16 protein-coding genes are annotated in these 16,498 nt (G+C 66.6%); 6 read left to right on the plus strand and 10 right to left on the minus strand.

Going from position 1 to position 16,498, the window contains the following annotated elements; genetic code table 11:
* Positions 1 to 126 precede the first annotated feature (126 nt).
* Both KUV74_RS04885 and KUV74_RS04890 read left to right on the plus strand, forming a co-directional pair.
* Entirely contained in the window at positions 127 to 1,434 is a 1,308-nt protein-coding gene (locus KUV74_RS04885) for a short-chain fatty acid transporter (protein WP_045991402.1), read from the plus strand.
* A gap of 169 nt (positions 1,435 to 1,603) precedes the next feature.
* Positions 1,604 to 2,107 (plus strand): acyl-CoA thioesterase, encoded by a 504-nt coding sequence (locus tag KUV74_RS04890; RefSeq protein ID WP_045991401.1) that lies wholly within the window; start codon positions 1,604 to 1,606, stop codon positions 2,105 to 2,107.
* A 119-nt stretch (positions 2,108 to 2,226) separates the two neighbouring features.
* Here the strand turns inward: KUV74_RS04890 and KUV74_RS04895 are convergent, their stop codons facing one another.
* From KUV74_RS04895 to KUV74_RS04905, 3 genes are all read right to left on the minus strand, one after another.
* Positions 2,227 to 2,541, minus strand: coding sequence for an I78 family peptidase inhibitor (locus tag KUV74_RS04895; RefSeq protein ID WP_045991400.1), 315 nt, complete (start codon positions 2,539 to 2,541; stop codon positions 2,227 to 2,229).
* A gap of 370 nt (positions 2,542 to 2,911) precedes the next feature.
* A complete protein-coding gene (locus KUV74_RS04900) occupies positions 2,912 to 3,043 on the minus strand; it encodes an entericidin A/B family lipoprotein (RefSeq protein ID WP_045991399.1) in 132 nt (43 codons plus the stop codon).
* A 303-nt stretch (positions 3,044 to 3,346) separates the two neighbouring features.
* On the minus strand, positions 3,347 to 4,093 hold the full coding sequence (locus tag KUV74_RS04905) for a sulfite exporter TauE/SafE family protein (protein WP_124804986.1): 747 nt from the start codon (positions 4,091 to 4,093) through the stop codon (positions 3,347 to 3,349).
* A gap of 91 nt (positions 4,094 to 4,184) precedes the next feature.
* On the opposite strand from KUV74_RS04905, the gene KUV74_RS04910 reads away from it, so the two are divergent.
* Positions 4,185 to 4,610: an HIT family protein gene (locus KUV74_RS04910; protein WP_045991397.1), complete on the plus strand. Its 426-nt coding sequence runs from the start codon at positions 4,185 to 4,187 to the stop codon at positions 4,608 to 4,610.
* A 108-nt stretch (positions 4,611 to 4,718) separates the two neighbouring features.
* Here the strand turns inward: KUV74_RS04910 and KUV74_RS04915 are convergent, their stop codons facing one another.
* From KUV74_RS04915 to KUV74_RS04930, 4 genes are read right to left on the minus strand one after another with little or no spacing between them, the layout of a single operon-like run.
* Complete coding sequence (locus tag KUV74_RS04915; protein WP_261395082.1) at positions 4,719 to 5,774, minus strand: nickel/cobalt transporter; 1,056 nt, start codon at positions 5,772 to 5,774, stop codon at positions 4,719 to 4,721.
* Complete coding sequence (locus KUV74_RS04920) at positions 5,768 to 6,412, minus strand: DUF1007 family protein (RefSeq protein ID WP_231498421.1); 645 nt, start codon at positions 6,410 to 6,412, stop codon at positions 5,768 to 5,770. The genes KUV74_RS04915 and KUV74_RS04920 overlap by 7 nt, the downstream gene beginning before the upstream one ends.
* A 59-nt stretch (positions 6,413 to 6,471) precedes the next feature.
* Entirely contained in the window at positions 6,472 to 6,849 is a 378-nt protein-coding gene (locus tag KUV74_RS04925; protein ID WP_315900718.1) for a hypothetical protein, read from the minus strand.
* Between the two features lie 17 nt (positions 6,850 to 6,866).
* The gene (locus KUV74_RS04930; protein WP_108195008.1) at positions 6,867 to 7,400 is read right to left on the minus strand and encodes a hypothetical protein; all 534 of its coding nucleotides are present in this window, start codon (positions 7,398 to 7,400) and stop codon (positions 6,867 to 6,869) included.
* Between the two features lie 212 nt (positions 7,401 to 7,612).
* Between KUV74_RS04930 and KUV74_RS04935 the strand changes: the two genes are divergently transcribed.
* Positions 7,613 to 8,749 carry a glycerate kinase gene (locus tag KUV74_RS04935; protein ID WP_222515745.1) on the plus strand — a complete coding sequence of 379 codons (1,137 nt, stop codon included), beginning with the start codon at positions 7,613 to 7,615 and terminating at the stop codon, positions 8,747 to 8,749.
* Between the two features lie 182 nt (positions 8,750 to 8,931).
* Positions 8,932 to 9,405 (plus strand): Dps family protein, encoded by a 474-nt coding sequence (locus tag KUV74_RS04940; RefSeq protein WP_222515746.1) that lies wholly within the window; start codon positions 8,932 to 8,934, stop codon positions 9,403 to 9,405.
* Between the two features lie 78 nt (positions 9,406 to 9,483).
* Here KUV74_RS04940 and rmuC read toward each other — a convergent pair whose 3' ends face one another.
* The 3 genes from rmuC to KUV74_RS04955 are packed head-to-tail and all read right to left on the minus strand — an operon-like array spanning position 9,484 to position 14,989.
* Positions 9,484 to 10,926, minus strand: a complete 1,443-nt coding sequence (gene rmuC / locus KUV74_RS04945) for a DNA recombination protein RmuC (RefSeq protein WP_222515747.1) — start codon at positions 10,924 to 10,926, stop codon at positions 9,484 to 9,486.
* Positions 10,927 to 10,938: 12 nt separating this feature from the next.
* Complete coding sequence (locus KUV74_RS04950; protein ID WP_108131142.1) at positions 10,939 to 12,405, minus strand: aminoacyl-histidine dipeptidase; 1,467 nt, start codon at positions 12,403 to 12,405, stop codon at positions 10,939 to 10,941.
* A gap of 34 nt (positions 12,406 to 12,439) precedes the next feature.
* The gene (locus KUV74_RS04955) at positions 12,440 to 14,989 is read right to left on the minus strand and encodes a GNAT family N-acetyltransferase (RefSeq protein ID WP_222515748.1); all 2,550 of its coding nucleotides are present in this window, start codon (positions 14,987 to 14,989) and stop codon (positions 12,440 to 12,442) included.
* Between the two features lie 374 nt (positions 14,990 to 15,363).
* Here KUV74_RS04955 and dctP point away from each other — a divergent pair, with 374 nt between their 5' ends.
* Complete coding sequence (gene dctP, locus KUV74_RS04960; RefSeq protein ID WP_045991388.1) at positions 15,364 to 16,470, plus strand: TRAP transporter substrate-binding protein DctP; 1,107 nt, start codon at positions 15,364 to 15,366, stop codon at positions 16,468 to 16,470.
* The last annotated feature ends 28 nt before the right edge of the window (positions 16,471 to 16,498 follow it).

Genomic DNA, 16,498 nt, shown 5'->3' on the forward strand with positions numbered 1-16,498 from the left:
GGTGAATGTGCCGAGACGTTATCTGCCTTACAGGTGGTTTTGACTCACGGGCGCCTGCTGCGGCACCGTTGACTCCCAGTGGCCCGGGAAGGCCCTCTTTCACAACCAGAAGAAGCGATACACGCCATGCTGAGAGCATTGTCACGACCCGCCGTGAAACTGGTGGAACGCTATCTGCCAGATCCCTACATCTTCGTCCTGTTGCTGACGATCATCGCCGCCGCAGCAGCCATCGCCATCGAACGCCAGTCGCCCATGGCCGTGCTCACCTACTGGGGTGACGGCTTCTGGAACCTGCTGAGCTTCTCCATGCAGATGCTGCTGGTGCTGGTCACCGGCTTCATGCTGGCAAGCTCACCGCCGGTCAAGCGACTGCTGCAGAGCCTGGCAGGCCTCGCCAACAATGCCGGCGCCGCCATCCTGCTGGTGACCCTGGTGTCGCTGGCGGCCAGCTGGATCAACTGGGGCTTCGGTCTGGTGGTCGGCGCACTGTTCGCCAAGGAGCTGGCCCGGGTCATTCGGGTGGACTATCGCCTGCTGGTGGCCAGCGCCTACTCCGGCTTCGTGGTCTGGCACGGTGGTCTTGCCGGCTCGGTGCCGCTGACCATCGCCACCGATGGCCACTTCTCGGTGGAGCAGATCGGCGTGATCGGCACCAGCGAGACGATCTTCTCCTACTTCAACCTGTTGATCGTGCTGGCCCTGTTCATCGCGGTGCCGCTGGTCAACCGGCTGATGCTGCCCGGCGAAAAGGAAAGCGTCTACGTCGATCCGGCGCTGCTGGGAGATGACGAGGACCGTCGGGTACGCATCACCCGCCCGGCCGAGCGCCTCGAGAACAGCATGACCCTGGCGCTGCTGGTAGGCGTACCGGGTCTGATCTATCTAATCAGCTACTTCGTCGGCGGCGGCGGTCTGAACCTGAACGTGGTCAACTTCATGTTCCTGTTCCTGGCCATCATCCTCCACCGCACCCCCCAGAGCCTGCTCAACAGCCTGCACGAGGGCATCAAGGGTGGCGCCGGCATCGTCATCCAGTTCCCCTTCTACGCCGGCATCATGGCCATCATGATCCAGTCGGGACTGGCCGAGACCATGTCCGAGGCGATGATCTCCTTTGCCACCGAGACCAGCCTGCCGTTCTGGACCTTCCTCAGCGCAGGCATCGTCAACATGTTCGTGCCCTCCGGCGGCGGCCAGTGGGCGGTTCAGGCCCCGGTGGTCATTCCTGCCGCCCAGGCGCTTGGCGTGGATATTCCCCGTGCGGCCATGGCCGTGGCCTGGGGTGACGCCTGGACCAACCTGCTGCAGCCCTTCTGGGCGCTGCCGGTACTCGGCATCGCCGGGCTAAAGGCCAAGGACATCATGGGCTTCTGCCTGATCCAGCTGTTCGTCACCGGCATCATCATCTCGGTTTGCCTGACCTGGCTGTAGAGGCCTCCCGGAGCGTCAGCCGGGCGCCTGGCGGCCTGTACAGCCGAGGCGACAACTGACTTTCAACGAGCGCCTTGTCCCCTTGCCGGGGGGCAAGGCGTTATGCTGTGGTGGAGCGCCAGACAGACGCCAACAGCCCCCCCGCGCACCGTATTCCGAGGAAACTTCGATGGCAGAACAGAGCCTACCGGGTCAGCACGAATTGAGCATGACCGTACTGATGACCCCCGACATGGCCAATTTCAGTGGCAAGGTACACGGTGGCGCCATCCTCAAGAAACTCGACGAGGTCGCCTACGCCTGCGCCAGTCGCTACTCGGGCCATTATGTGGTGACCCTGTCGGTGGACCAGGTGCGCTTCAAGCAACCGATCCACGTGGGCGAGCTGGTGACCTTTCTGGCCAGCGTCAACCATGTGGGCCGCTCTTCCATGGAGATCGGCATCAAGGTGGTGGCGGAGGACATCCGCCAGAAGGTCATTCGCCACACCAACAGCTGCTACCTGACCATGGTGGCGGTGGACCCCGACGGCCGCCCGGCCTCGGTGCCTCCGCTGACCCTGGACACGCCAATCCGCAAGCTGCGCTACGAAAAAGCCGCGCTGCGCAAGAAGTTGCGCAAGCAGGCCGAAGAGGAAGAAATGCGAACGAACCAGGAACTGGGCGAGCGCTGAAGGCGTGCCATCCCCGACAGCTCGATAGGTCTTCACACAACCAGTCCATACAACCAGTCCACACAACAAGGCCGCCCCGAAGGGCGGCCTTGTCGATTGCAGGGCGGGCAGCCTGACCCTCAGCCGCAGGCCAGCTCACGGATGACATCGGCATCATCCAGGCGCACGTTGAGGCGATCCAGCCGCAGGTCCATGGTGGCAACCCCGCCGGGACGCAGCACCCGCACCGTCTTGGCCCCGCTCTCGGCCTTGAGCCGTTCATCGAAGCTGGCGTCGTAGCTCTGGCCGACCAGGCCCTGCACCGCCTCGGCGTCGCAGGCCTCGGCCATGGGAGCGCGCTCCGGCGGCAGCGGTGCCGGTTCGCCGGATCCGCCGGACGACGACGAGCAGCCGGCCAGAGCCGCGACCAGCAGCAGGGGAAGAAGTGGTTTCATCGATGGCCTCCAGTGCCAGAAATCCTTGTGCAAGCGCCCGCCAGCCTCGTATCGCTGCAGCGCGCCTCAAAACCTATCACGGCGCTGCGCCTGACGGACAGGCCGTGGTCAACTCGTTGCCAACTGACAGACCTGGCGGTCGGGACGACGAACACGGAACCTGTTGGAGACAGCAATGGCGGGAAAGTTCCGACGGAGAAACGGATAGCGCGAGTCAGCAGAGGCACGGCGATAGAGGCACGGCGACAAAGAGCACCCATCGGGAGTACAGCGACGACGAGGCGACTCACCGCCGTGGTTCTTCTCGCTGCCCCTACGTTTCCTGGCTCGGTCTAGCGGGAATGTTTCCGGCTAGACCGAGCCTTTCTGGCTAGCTGGAGCTTTTCTGGATCGCCTCTCCACCCTTCTCGATATCCTCGCCCACCCCACGAACGGTGTTGCAGCCGTTCAACAGCGCCAGGGTGAATACTGATACCAGAATCAACGACAGCATCCTTTTCATGGTTCCTATCTCCTTGCAGCCAGGCAGGTAAGCGAAATACATCATCCTCTGACAATCTAGCACGATCACCGCCCATCGCTAGCCTCCCAGCCAACGCTCGGACGAGGTAATCCGCCACACGGCACAACGCCAGACGCCGTCCGGCTACTGCGAAGCCCCTTCACGTCAGTGCCAAGCCACTCACGACAGCGCCACCTTGAACATGACCAACGCGTAGCCGCTTATGACAGCGCCAGCTTGAGGATGATCACGGCGAAGACCCTCACGATAGCGCCACCTTGAGCATGACCGCCGCGTGGCCGCTTATGACAGCGCCAACTTGAGGATGATCACGGCAATCACCGCCACCGTCAGCCACTTGACCACCATGGCGCCACGGGAACTCATGTTGACCTTCACCGCCAGCCAGGCCCCGGTCATGCTGCCGGCAGCCAGCACCAGGCCGTAGCTCCAGCGCACCTGGTCGTGCCACAGGAAGATGGCCAGCGCCGGCAGGGTGTAGACCAGGATGATCAGTACCTTGAAGGCGTTGACCTGGCCAAGATCGATCTTGAGCATGCGATAGAGCACGATCATGAACAGGATGCCGACACCCACCTGCAGAAAGCCGCCATAGAGCCCGATGACAAACATCGCCAGATAGACCCCAGGGGTCAGTCGCTCGACGGTCAGCGGGCGGGTGTCGAGCTTCGGCTGGGGCAACAGCATGATGATCGCCGCGGCCACCATCACCACCATCAAAATGGTTTCGAACAGGGCGTCGCTGACCCTGAGCGCCAGCCACACCCCCAGCATCGAGCCCAGTACCGCGGGCACCGACAGGCGCAGGCTGAGACGGATATGACGGGCACCGGCGCGGAAGAAGTTGGCCACCGCCGACACGCTCTGCAGGGTGATCGACACCCGGTTGGTACCGTTGGCCACCTGCGGCGGCAGGCCCAGAAACATCAACAGCGGCAGGGTCAGCATCGAGCCCCCGGCCGCCAGCACATTGATAAAACCTGCCACGATACCCGCAAGCAGCAGGGCCACTCCCTCGACTGGCGTCATCTGTCGTCCTCTGTTCGAATCATCTACGTTGTCACCCTGCCCACCCGCTCTGATGTACCCTAGGCGCTGGACACCATCCTGGAGGCCTTGCATGAGCGACTTCGTCGTCGATCCGCGCCTCGTCGCGGACAGCTACCCCATCACCGAACTGCCACTGTGTCAGCTGCGGCTGATGGACGACGCCCGCTATCCCTGGCTGGTGCTGATCCCGCGCCGCGCCGAGGTGAGCGAGGTGTACGATCTGTCCGAACAGGACCAGCAGCAGCTATGGCGAGAGGCCACCCGCATCGGCAAGGCGTTGAAGGCCTATGCCAGCGGCGACAAGCTCAATATCGCCAGCCTCGGCAATATGGTCGCGCAACTGCACATCCACGTCATCGTTCGCCACCAGGGCGACCCCGCCTGGCCTGGCCCGGTGTGGGGTCAGGGCCAGGCGACGCCCTACGACAAGGACAGCCTTGCCGCCACCAAGGACCGTATCCTGGCGCTGGCAGGCGGGCTGTCCTTCAAGGGTTGAACGAGACGGTGTCATGCTCGGGGCAGTGCCCCGGGCATGGCCCCGGGCCGCCAGATAGCGGACTACAGCCCAGGTCCCATCGCGAAAGCCAGGTCGAAGCGGCCTGGCTCAGGCTCCCAGTCCCCCTGGTCGCCCTCCGGGGGACATCAGTGGCAGGCTGGGGTCGCTGGCGCCGACCTGAGACATCAGCAGGATCCCGAGCCCGGCGATCAACAGCCCCCCGGTCAGCGCCACCAGCGCGCCCAGCCGCGCCATCACTCGACCACGAGCGGCGGAGGTCCGTGCGGCACGAGCGGCGACCCAGTCCCGCGCCAACACGCTGGCAAGCCCCAGCGTCGATACCGTCAAGGCGGTACCCAGCGACATCGCCAGTACCGCGGCCACCCCCATCCAGGGCTGGCCGAGCAGGCTGGTCACCCCCATCAGCAGCACCGCCCCGGAGCAGGGTCTTGCGCCGATCGCCAGCACCGCAAGCCAGGCCTCCCGACGCGGCCCGTGGGGCGAGACATGATGATGGCCGGAGCAGCAATCGTGGTGTTCGTGGTGACCGTGGTGGTGTTCGTGGTGACCGTGGTGTTGGTCGTGGCGGTGCGCTTCATGAGGGCCATGGTGGCCATCATGAGAAGGCGTCAGGTCCGCCGAGGAGGATCGCGCGATCTTGAGCAGTCGTCCAAGCGCCCGTGCACTCAGCCACAGGCCCAGCAGCGCGACCAGCGCAAAGCTCAGTCGCTCGACCCAGACCACGCTGCCCAGGGCCTCCCGGGTCAGCCAGCCAAGTCCCTGCACCAGCGCCAGGATCAGCACGATGGCCACCGCACCCTGCAGCAGGGCGGCCGCCACCGACAGCGCCAGGGCCCGCCGCCAGGCCCCGCCCTGGGAGACCAGGTAGGCACTGATCACGGCCTTGCCGTGGCCTGGCCCGGCGGCATGGAAGACACCGTAGAACAGGCTCAGGCCGATCAAGGTCAGCCAGGCGTCGGAGGAAGGCGTCCGGTCGAGCAGCGTTACCGCCTGGGTCAAGCGGCGGTGCAGGTCGACCTGCATGGCGATGACCCAGTGTCCGAGGGCGTCCAGCGCTCCGCTGGCCTCGAGCGCCAGGATGAGCACCGCCACCACGCCCAGCGCCAGAGCCAGCTGCAGCCAGGGTCGTTGCCTGCTCAGCATGACACCCGCCCCGTCTCGGCAAAGAAGCGACCGAGCCCCTGGGGGGCGCTATCGTCGACATCGAGCTGGGCCGCCGCCATGACCTTCTCGGGATCGGGGTCGGCGACGATGATCGACGCCTGACAGGCATCCGGCACGCTCAACGCCTGGGCCAGAGGCCCCTCGTCGTCGGCTTCGTGCACCACCTCGACGTAGTAGGAGGGATCGAAGACGCGATATTCCAGGGTACTGCCGGCAAGGTCCTGAGGCTCGGCCAGCGGCAGCCGAAAGTGCAGCACCACGCGCTCGTCACGGGCCATCACCGTGGCTTCGCTGACCGCTGCGAAGGCCAGCGCCTTGCCGTCGACCTCGGCCTCGGTAAAGAAGTCCCGAGGCGCAAGATTGACCAGCATGTCGCCCCCCAGGCGATCCAGCGCGGCGTCCTGGCCATCCTCGGCGGCGCGAGCCTCCTCGAGCAGCACCAGGCTGTAGAAGGGATCCAGGCGCCACACCTGGCGCAGGGCGGTGACCCTGCCCTGGTCGTCGGTCTCGAGCGTCACCGACAGATCCACCCAGCTATGGGGATGCGCCATCGCCAGTGTGGCGGGCGCCAGCCACAGGCCGGCTCCCAGCGCGAGAGACAGAAGAAATGCCGCCACGGCGCGGCGATGCAAGTCCAAAGCGGCCTGAAATCCGGCCACAGCACGCGAGAGATAGATCAACGGGCGAGTCTTCCTTGTAGTTCGACAAACAGGGGTTCCACCACCGCAGGCGGCAGGCGCCGCCCGCCACGGTAGCCTTGCAGCGAGACGCTGGCACCGGAGGCGCCGGCAGGCTCGACCCGCGCCTCGAGGCGATAGCCCGGCGGACGTGCCAGGGAGGCGTCGATGCGCCCCAGTTCGCCGTCGGCCTGGGTGATGACATAGCCCTGCTCAAGCAGCATCGCCAGGGTTTCGTTCAGGGCCGGCCCGGGCGCTACCGCGACCAGCATCTGGCGCGGCGGCTCGGCTACCGACGATGAGCTGGCGCACCCCGACAGCCAGACGGCCATCAGCACCACCGCCAGCAGTCTCTTTCCGGGGGCCTTTCGCTCCACTGATGTCCACCTTCGCGTCATTGCACGCCCCCGCTGCTGGATGCCACCGACGCCAGTTGCTGACGCACCGATGCACAGAAGTCGGCGTCACTGGCGGTGCGCGACTCACGTAGCTGGCCGGTCCAGTCAAACAGGCGAATATCCCGCGTCAGACGGACGTCCTGGCCATCCAGCGCCACCGAGACCCGCTCGACCCGGGTCGCATCGTCGTTGGTACCCCAGCCCCAGGAGCCAAAGCCGACCCCTACGCCGGCGCCGACGTGGCCACCGCTGCCACCCAGCACGAAGCCGCCCAGGCGTGGGCGCACGGCGTCGGCGTTATGGTAGGTGGTGCGCTCGGTCTTCTCGGCGCTGACCACCCCGAGTGCGGTATCGGTATCACGCACCAGGAAGTCGCGGCCTTCCAGCACCGTGACCACATCGGCCAGGGATACCGAGCCGGCTACCACCGGCCATTGACACCCGGACGAGGGAGCGGGTTCCGCCACCGGCATCTGCTGAGGCGTGCTCTGACAGGCGCTTAGCCAGGGCAACAGGCCCAGCACCGCCACTGATGAGCATTTCGCCCAAATGTTGCGGCCTCTATCGGGCAAATTTTTGTACATTTGCATCAGGACCTCCCAGCCAGGGGCGTGAAATACTGTCAAGAGTCTACGCTGTCCCGAGCCACGGGCAAACGCTCGCCCAGCCGAACCTCGGGCCCAGCGGCGATCCGCCTGTCGCCCCTCAGGCGTGCGCCCACCTTTTCACCAGAGGACCGACCATGAACCTGTTGATCTGCCCCGACAGTTACAAGGATGCCCTGGCCGCCAGCGACGCCGCCCGCGCCATTGCCGAGGGGGCCCGCCGCGCCGACCCGGACATCACCATCGACGAGTGCCCCATGGCCGATGGTGGCGAGGGCAGCCTCGACGCCCTGCTCGGCGCAACCGGGGCCGAAAAACGCAGCGTCAGGGTACAGGACGCCCTGGGGCGCCCCGCCGAGGCCGCCTGGGGTTGGCACCCAGAGTCCCGCACCGGCTATATCGAGCTGGCCGAGGCCAGCGGCCTGCAGGCGCTGAGCCCGTCAGAGCGCACCGCGCTGGACAGCACCACCCACGGCGTCGGCGAGCTGATCCTGGCCGCCCTGGACGCTGGCGCCGAACGCCTGTTGATCACCCTGGGCGGCAGCGCCACCAACGACGGGGGCGCCGGCATGCTGGTGGCCCTGGGCGCCCGTCTGCTCGACGCCGACGACCAGCCGATTCCCCCCACCGGGGCGGGACTCGAGGGACTGGCACGGGTGGATTTGTCGGGGCTCGATTCGCGTCTGGCCGATGTCAGGGTGGAGGCGGCGGTGGACGTGGACAATCCGCTGCTGGGCGAGCGCGGCGCCAGCGCGGTATTCGGTCCCCAGAAGGGTGCCAGCGAAGCCGATGTAGCGCGCCTGGACGCCGCCCTGGCGCACTGGGCCGACAAGGCCGCCGAGTGCCTCGGCGAGGACCTGCGCGACGCCCCCGGCACGGGCGCGGCCGGAGGCATGGGCTTTGCCGTCGCTGCCTTCCTTGGCGGCGAGCTTCGCCCAGGTATCGAGATGATCATGGAACAGGCCGGCATGGACGAACGCCTGGCACGAGCGGATCTGGTGATTACCGGCGAGGGTCAGCTCGATGGCCAGAGCCTGTCGGGCAAGACCCCGATCGGCATTTCGCGGGCGGCCCGCGCCAAGGGGGTGCCGGTGATCGTGCTGGCCGGTCGTATGGCACCAGGCTGGCAGGCGGCGCTGGACGAGGGCGTCAGCGCCGCCTTCGCCCTGGCCGACGGCCCGATGGCACTGGACGAGGCGCTGGAACGCTGCGCCGAGCTGCTCGCCGATCGAAGCGAGAACCTGATTCGCACGCTCCAGGCCATCGGCCGTTGAAGGGAGGCCCGGCCTACCGAGGTGACAGGGCTGCCCTTGAAAGCGGCCTTCGTCGTCCCTATGTCATCCCTACGTCATAGGCAGGCGTCATCAATGGACGCTATCGTGGCGATGGAAGAGATTCACTCTCCAACGCCCTCCCTTAGGGATAGACTGGAACACAGCGATCAAGGAGGTATTGCATGAGCGACACTAACGCCATCGGCCTGCATTCAGGCAGCGCCAGCGATCTGGCCGAAAAGCTCAACGAGCTCCTGGCCAACTACCAGATCTTCTACATGAACGTTCGTGGCTATCACTGGAACGTGAAGGGCTCGAACTTCTTCGAACTCCACGAAAAATTCGAGGAATTCTACACCGACCTGCTGGCCAAGGTGGACGAGGTCGCCGAGCGCATCCTGACCCTCGGACACAAGCCGGTTCACGCCTACAGCGACTATATCTCGCTGTCGCGCATCACCGAGGCCAAGGACGTGCATGACGGCGAAGCCTGCGTGCGCGGCATGCTGGAAGGCTACCAGCGGCTGATCGAACTGCAGCGCGAGATCCTGTCCGTTGCCTCCGACGCCGACGATGAAGGCACCGCCTCCCAGGTCGGAGACTACATCCGAGAGCAGGAAAAGACCGTGTGGATGCTGGGCGCCTACCTGGGCTGACCTCCTGGCGACCCACGCAGTGCAAAGGAAGACGCCCCGCTCGGCTTGAGCGGGGCGTCGTCGTTTACGGCGGTCACTTCAGGCGTCGTCGACGGCCTGACCATCGTTGCCCAGCGTCGCCGGCGACTGAGCCGCCCTTTTGAGCTCCTCCGGCAGCGGCTTTTTCATCCGCGCGCCGAGGCGTTCGAGCTCGAGCGCCTGAGCGACCAGGCTGCCCTGGCCCTGGGACAACCGGTTCATCGCCTGGTGATGACTGGCGCTGGCGCGCTCCAGGTGTTTGCCGACGTCGTCGAGGCTGTCGACGAACCCCGAGAACTTGGCCAGCAGGCGCTCTGCCCGTGACACGATGACCCGGGCGTTCTCGTTCTGGCGCTCCATGCTCCAGAGCCCCGCCACGGTACGCAGACTGGCCAGCAGGGTGGTCGGGGTGACCACCACCACCTGGCGGTCGAAGGCTTCCTGGAACAGCGAGGGATCACGCTCGAAGGCCGCGGCGAAGGCCGGTTCCACCGGTACGAACAGGAACACGAAGTCCGGCGAATGCAGCCCCGGCAGGGCCGGGTAGTCCTTGGCGGCGAGTCCGCGGATATGGCTGCGCAGCGAGGTCAGGTGGGCGCTCATGGCGCTTTCGCGCTCGGTCTCGTCGTCGGCGTTGACCACCCGGGTCCAGGCGGTCAGGGAGACCTTGGCGTCGACGATCAGGTGGCGATCCTCGGGCAGGTAGATGATGGCGTCGGGACGCTGGCGTCCCTGCTCGCCGTTCATCGACACCTCGCGGCGGTACTCGATGTCGCGCCGCAGGCCGCTGCGTTCCAGCACGGTCTCAAGCATCAACTCGCCCCAGCCGCCCTGGGCCTTCTGGTCGCCCTTGAGCGCCCGGGCAAGCCCCGCCGCCTCCTCGCCGAGGCGGGCGTTGAGACCCGCCAGCTGCTCGATCTGGGCCTTGAGCGATACCGCCTCGCGGCTGTGCTGTCCGGTCAGGTCCTCGACCCGCAGGCGGAACTGGTCCACCTGCTCGCGAAACGGCTTGAGCAGCGACTCGAGTCCCTCGCGGCTCTGGGTCTGGTAGGCCTGCTGGCGCTCGTCGAAGACCTGGCCCGCGAGCCGATGAAATTCCTGCTTGAGCTGCTCCCGGGAGGATTCCACCAGCGCCATCTGCTCGCGATGACGCGCCGCCATCTGCTCGCGCTCGGTCTCCAGGCGGGCGTTATGCTCACGCACATCGGCGAGCTGCTGACGGGCGGCGCCGAGCTCGCCCCGCTGGGTCTCGAGCTGCTCTCGGCTGGCGTCGAGCTGGGCATCGCTGATGGCCAGCTCCTGCTCGAGCTGGCGTGCGGCCTCGCGCCGCTGCTCGAGCTGAGCCTTGGTCGTCTCGAGCTCTGCTGCCAGGGCCTGTTCACGCCGCTGCCCCTGTCGATACCCTCGCCAGGCCAGCGCCAGCAACGTCATCGCCAGCAGCGAGACGCCGGCAAGAGCCGGCGCCAGGGGCTGGGCGAACAGTGACTCGAGAGCCGGACTCATCTCAGCCTCATATCAGCGGGTGCCCTCGGCCAGGTCGCCGATCAGCGCCTTGAGCAGGCCGTAGAATTCCTCCACCGAAGCGATCTCGACGCGCTCGTCCGGCGAGTGGGCGCCGCGAATCAGGGGGCCGAAGGAAATCATCTGAAGCTCGGGGTACTTGCCGCCGAGAATCCCGCACTCGAGCCCGGCGTGGATGACCTTGATCTCCGGGTCCACCGCCAGGCGCTGACGATGCAGCTCACAGAAGCGCTTGAGCAGGTCGCTGTCGGGCTGAGGCGTCCAGCCGGGGTAGCCGTTCTCGACCCGGGTACGGGCACCGATCAGCTCGAACAGCGCGGTGAAGCGCTCGGCCAGATCCATGGTGGCGCTGTCGCGCAGTGAACGCACCAGGGCGCACAGGTGAAAGCGGCCGTTCTCGAGGCTGACCACGCCCAGGTTGTTGGAGGTCTCGACTACGCCTGGCACCTCGACGCTCATGCGCTCGACACCGCAGGGCGCGGCGTGCAACGCCGCCACCAGCAGGCGGCTGGCGTGGCGGGTCAGCGCTTCCTCACGCGGCGTGGCGCAGGGCTCCAGGGTCAGCCGCAGGCCCTCGTCGACGCCGGACAGCTCTCGGCGCATATCGGCCTCGAGGCGCTCGATGCGCGAGCGCAGCGCGTCGATCTCGTCCCGAGGCACCATCACCACCGCCTCGGCCTCGCGGGGGATGGCGTTTCTCAGGGTGCCGCCACGGTAGTCGACCAGGCGCACCTCGCAGCTGTCGAGGGCGCGCAGCACCCGCACCAGCAGGCGATTGGCGTTGCCCAGCCCCTTGTCGATATCGATTCCGGAGTGGCCACCACGCAGTCCCTTGAGGCTCAGCGTCAGGGCTTCTTCGTCCTCGCCCACCGACTCCACCGGCAACTGGGCCTCGACCACCACGTCGGCGCCACCGGCACAACCGATGTAGACCTGGCCACGGTCCTCGGAGTCCAGGTTGAGCAACAGACTGCCCTCCAGCCAGCCTTCGGCCAGATTCAGCGCACCGCCCATGGAGGTCTCTTCCTCCAGGGTGAAGATCGCCTCCAGCGGACCATGGACGAGTTCATCATCGCCGAGGATCGCCAGCGCCGCCGCCACCCCCAGGCCATTGTCGGCGCCCAGGGTGGTCTGGTCGGCCTTGAGCCAGCCGTCCTCGACCCGCGTGACGATGGGATCCCGGGTGAAGTCGTGGGGCTTGTCGGCGTTGGCCTGGGCCACCATGTCCAGATGGCCCTGGAGGATCACCCCCGGTGCCCCTTCGCGCCCGGGGCTCGCCGGCTTGGACAGACGCAGGTTGCCGTAGGCGTCACGGTCGTGGGCGATGCCGCGCTCGTCTGCCCAGGCTTCAAGGATCTCGACCAGAGCCGCCTCGTGGCCCGAGGGGCGCGGCGTGTTGCACAGGGTACGGAAGTGACGCCATACGGCGGTCGGAGCGAGGCTATCGAGATGTTCGTTCATGATGTCTATGTCTGCCTTTGCGAATGTTGGCACTCTACCCTCGCCCCGGGGCCTTGGAAAGGGCCTCCAGCAGTGCCAGGGCTCGGCCCACGGCGTCCCGCAACCATTGCTTGACCTGTGCCTTGCCGCGCAGCGATAGCCCCTGCGCCAGGGAACTTTCCGAACGTCCCTGAAACGCCCACGCTGCGAGCCAGGCCAGACTGTCGTGGTCATCGTCAGCCTTGGACATGGACGACGACATGGACGACGACATGGGCGGCGACAGTGACAGCGACGCCAGCCGGCGAACCAGGGCCTGGATGGCCGGACGCGCCAGCGCCGGCTCGCGCTGGCCCCTGGCCAGGTCCTGGAGCTCACGACGGTCATCGGCGTCGAAAGAAAAGCGATCTTCGGCGTCGAGCGAAAAGCAGTCTTCGGCGCCGAAAGAAAAGCGATCTTCGGCGTCGAGAGAAAAGCGGTCCTCGGCGTCGAATGCACAGCGGTCGCCGACGCTTGCCAGCAACGTCAGCACCAAAGGTGGCGACAGGCGTGTCAGTTCGAAGGCCAGCAGCCCCGGCAACTGCCGCTCAAAGCGCCGCGACAGCCGCTCGATCAGGTCCCGGTTGTGCTCCCCCAGGGCCAGCGCCACCATCGCCGCATGCTCGCCGGTGGCGGCCTCCCGGGTCAGTCCCAGGCGCACCGGACGAAAGCCCTGCGCCTGCCAGAAAGCCAGCAGCTCCGGATCGGCGCCGAAGCTCGCCCCCAGCAGTGCCTTGCCGGCCTGTTCGGCCTGGCGTGCCGCCTCCTGGATCAGCCTCGCCCCGCACCCCAGGCGGCGCCAGTCGGGGTGTACGGCAATCCGAGTGATTCGGGCGCTGGGTGCCTTCAGCGCCGCGGCTTCACCGGCGTGGGCCGCCAGCGACTGGGCCATCAGGTGACCACGCGGGCGTCGCTGTCCCAGCAGCACCCGCTCGGCCAGATCGGCATCGAAGCCGCCCTCATCGACGTACACGCACACCGCCAGCGGCGCACGTGGTGTACCAAGGATCGAGATGCGGGTCGCCGGTGCGTCAAGCAGCGCCCGCAGGTCCGCCGGGGTGGTGCGGTAGTGAGCCTGGACCAGCAGGCCGAAGATGGCTCTCAGGGAGGCTTCGTCCCGGGCCAGGACATCGCGATCGAGCGTGGTACAGGGCAGCTCGGCCAACTTTTGACCAGGACAAGGCGCACTCACCCTCGCCCCCTTCGGCACTGTGGGAAGTTCTGCATCCAGGCACAGCAGCGCGTCGATGGCCCGCTCAAGGGGGTCTCCATCGGCCCAGCGTATCGGCGTCCTGAGCGCGATGTCCTGCCACTGGGGCGTCTGCGCCTCCAGATGACGACGAAAGCGCAACGCAAAGCCTCGCCCCGAGCCCTCGTAGCCGTGCACCGTGGTGGCGAAGGCAAGCCGCGGAAATGCCGCCAGCCACTCGCCCAGCAGCGCCGCCGGAATCGCCGCCGCCTCGTCCACCAGCAGCAGCGAGCCGGGGCCGCCGGCTTCCCCCCGGGCGACGGCGTCCGTCAGAGCGTCAGGGGCGATAAAACGCACCCGCCCCCCGGGCGCCTCGAAGCCCCTTTCGTCGCCCTGTCCCTCGGGCAGCAGCGCCGCCAGGCGCTCGAATACCGGCGCCAACGAGGACGCCCGTGGCGCGGTCACCAGGATATCCAGCGGCGCCTGGCGCTGCTGCTCGGCCTTGACCAGCAAGCGGGCGCAGGCGATGCCCAGCGCCGCCGACTTGCCGCGACCACGGTCGGCGGTGATCACCAACGGGCGGCGACGCCTGAGCCGCGTCAGCCGACGTACCACCTCGGCCTGGTCGGGGCTCAGGCAATCCGGGTCGGGGCTGTCTAGACAAGGGCTGTCTGGACAAGGGTTGTCTGAACATGAGCCATCGGCAAAAGGGCTTTCCTGGCCATCATCGGGCGTTGCCGTCAGGCCCTCCCCCTGCCGCCAGCGCAGCATGCCGGGAAAGCCCGCCAGCAGCCGATGGCAGCGTTCGAGGTAGCGACTCGTGAGCTGTTCCGGCCGCCAAGGGTGGGCCGCCAGGCGGCGGTAGTCGTCGTCGGGTCGGCGGCCACCGTCGTCGGGGGTCAACAGCACCAGCAGGCCTCCCGCCACCAGGGTGCCGGCCACCGCCCCCAGGGCGTCAGGATCGAGGCCAGTGCCTGGCGAGGCGGCGTCGAACACCACCAGGTCGTGCTCGCCGCCGAGCCGGGTGCGCGCCTTGGCGGCGGGAAGGCGCTCAAGCGACGGCGGGGGGTTGGCTGCTCTGTCAGGGGCCCCGGTGCCGGCCCTGGCATGGGCCCCGTTGCCGGCCCTGGCATGGGCCCCGTTGCCGGCCCTGTCATGGGCCCCGGTGCCGGCCCCGTCAGCAGACTTGTCGATCGACGTTTCCCCGACCCACAGCGGCGCCGACCATCCGCCTTGGGCCAGGCACTCGTGGGCAACGCCCCGCGCCCGGTCTGGAGCCTCGCTCACCCACAGCAAGCCGCGAAAGCGCCGCCCTCGCAGCTGCTGTCGAAAGGCAGCGAGCCGCGCGAGGTCCTGTCGGGTCAAAAAGTGGGACATTAAGGCTCCCTGATAAATCAACTTTGGTCTAAAGGCTGCGCCGATTAAACGATCGAGCCGACTACGGCAGCGCAGCATAGATGTCGCTCTAACTTATTCATTTTGCTGAATTGTCGAAACTTTTTCTCACGCCATCGACTGTGCAGCCGCCAAAAAAGTGTGCCGTTTCATCGACATGGGTCGCATCGATCATCTCTTGAAGACCGTGCTAGCTTGATGAAGCCGAGGCGCCATCGTGGGCCAACCCCACGCTGGAACGCCACTACCCCCAGGCACCGAACCCAAGACAATGGCCCAGGGTGCCGGACGCAATTTCGGTGAGGCAGCGATCGCCTCCTTTGCACAGAACACAACAACCCACGGGGAGCACCTGCATGAAGCAAATGACCAAGTTTACCCTGACCAGCATGGCTGCCGGCATCGCCCTGGCCGCCCTGTCGAGTGGCGCCATGGCCCAGGAAAAGTGGACCATGACCACCACCTGGCCGGAAAACCTCGACCTGATCCAGATCGACAAGCACTGGGCCGAGCTGGTCAACCAGCTGGCCGGGGACGAGATCCAGATCGAGTTCTACGCTGGCGGCACCCTGATGCCCGGCACCGAGGTCTTCGACGCCACCGAGACCGGCAGCATCCAGGCCGCCGGCGACTGGCCGGGCTACTGGGCCGGCCGCAGCCCGGCGTTCTCGCCGCTGGCAGCCACCCCCAGCCTGTTCAACGGCATGGACTACCTGAACTGGATCACCCAGTGGGGCGGCTTCGAGCTCTACCAGGAGATCTACGGCCAGTACAACCTGGTCTACCTGCCCTACGGTATCACCAACAACGAGTCCGGCTTCCGCGGCGGCACCCCGATCGCGTCTCTCGCCGACATCGAAGGCAAGCGTCTGCGTCTGTCCGGGCGTGACCAGGGGCGGGTGCTCGAGCAGCTTGGTGGTTCCCAGGTCACCCTGGCCGGCGGCGAGATCTACCAGGCCATCGAGCGTGGTGTGGTCGACGGCGCCGAGTTCTCGACCCCCGGTGTCGACTACAAGGCCGGCTTCTCCGAGGTTGCCGACTACTGGATGACGCCGGGCTGGCACCAGTCTGCCAGCGTGTTCGGTGTAATGATCAACAAGGACGCCTGGGACGCTCTGTCCGAGGAGACCCAGGAGAAGCTGAAGATCGCCTCCGAGGCCACCATGGCCTGGTCGCTGGCCTGGTCCGAGAAGCAGTCCACCGAGGGTACCGCCAAGTTCCTCGAGGACGGCACCACCATCAACCAGCTGTCCGAGGAAGACCTGGCCCAGATCCAGGAGGTCACCAACCAGGTGATCGTGCAGGGTTCCTGCGAGGACCCGATGCTCGGCAAGGTCTACCAGTCGATGATCAGCTACATGCAGGACTACGCCCAGTGGCGTGACGTCTCGGTGCCCTACAACATGAGCCGCGTCACCGACAACCTGCCGTCGCTTGACGAGATCGAAGCCTGCCTCGAGTAACAACCAGGCACGTTTCTGTCACTACCGG

The organism is Halomonas sp. DP1Y21-3 (assembly GCF_019801245.1).
GTDB lineage: Bacteria > Pseudomonadota > Gammaproteobacteria > Pseudomonadales > Halomonadaceae > Halomonas > Halomonas litopenaei.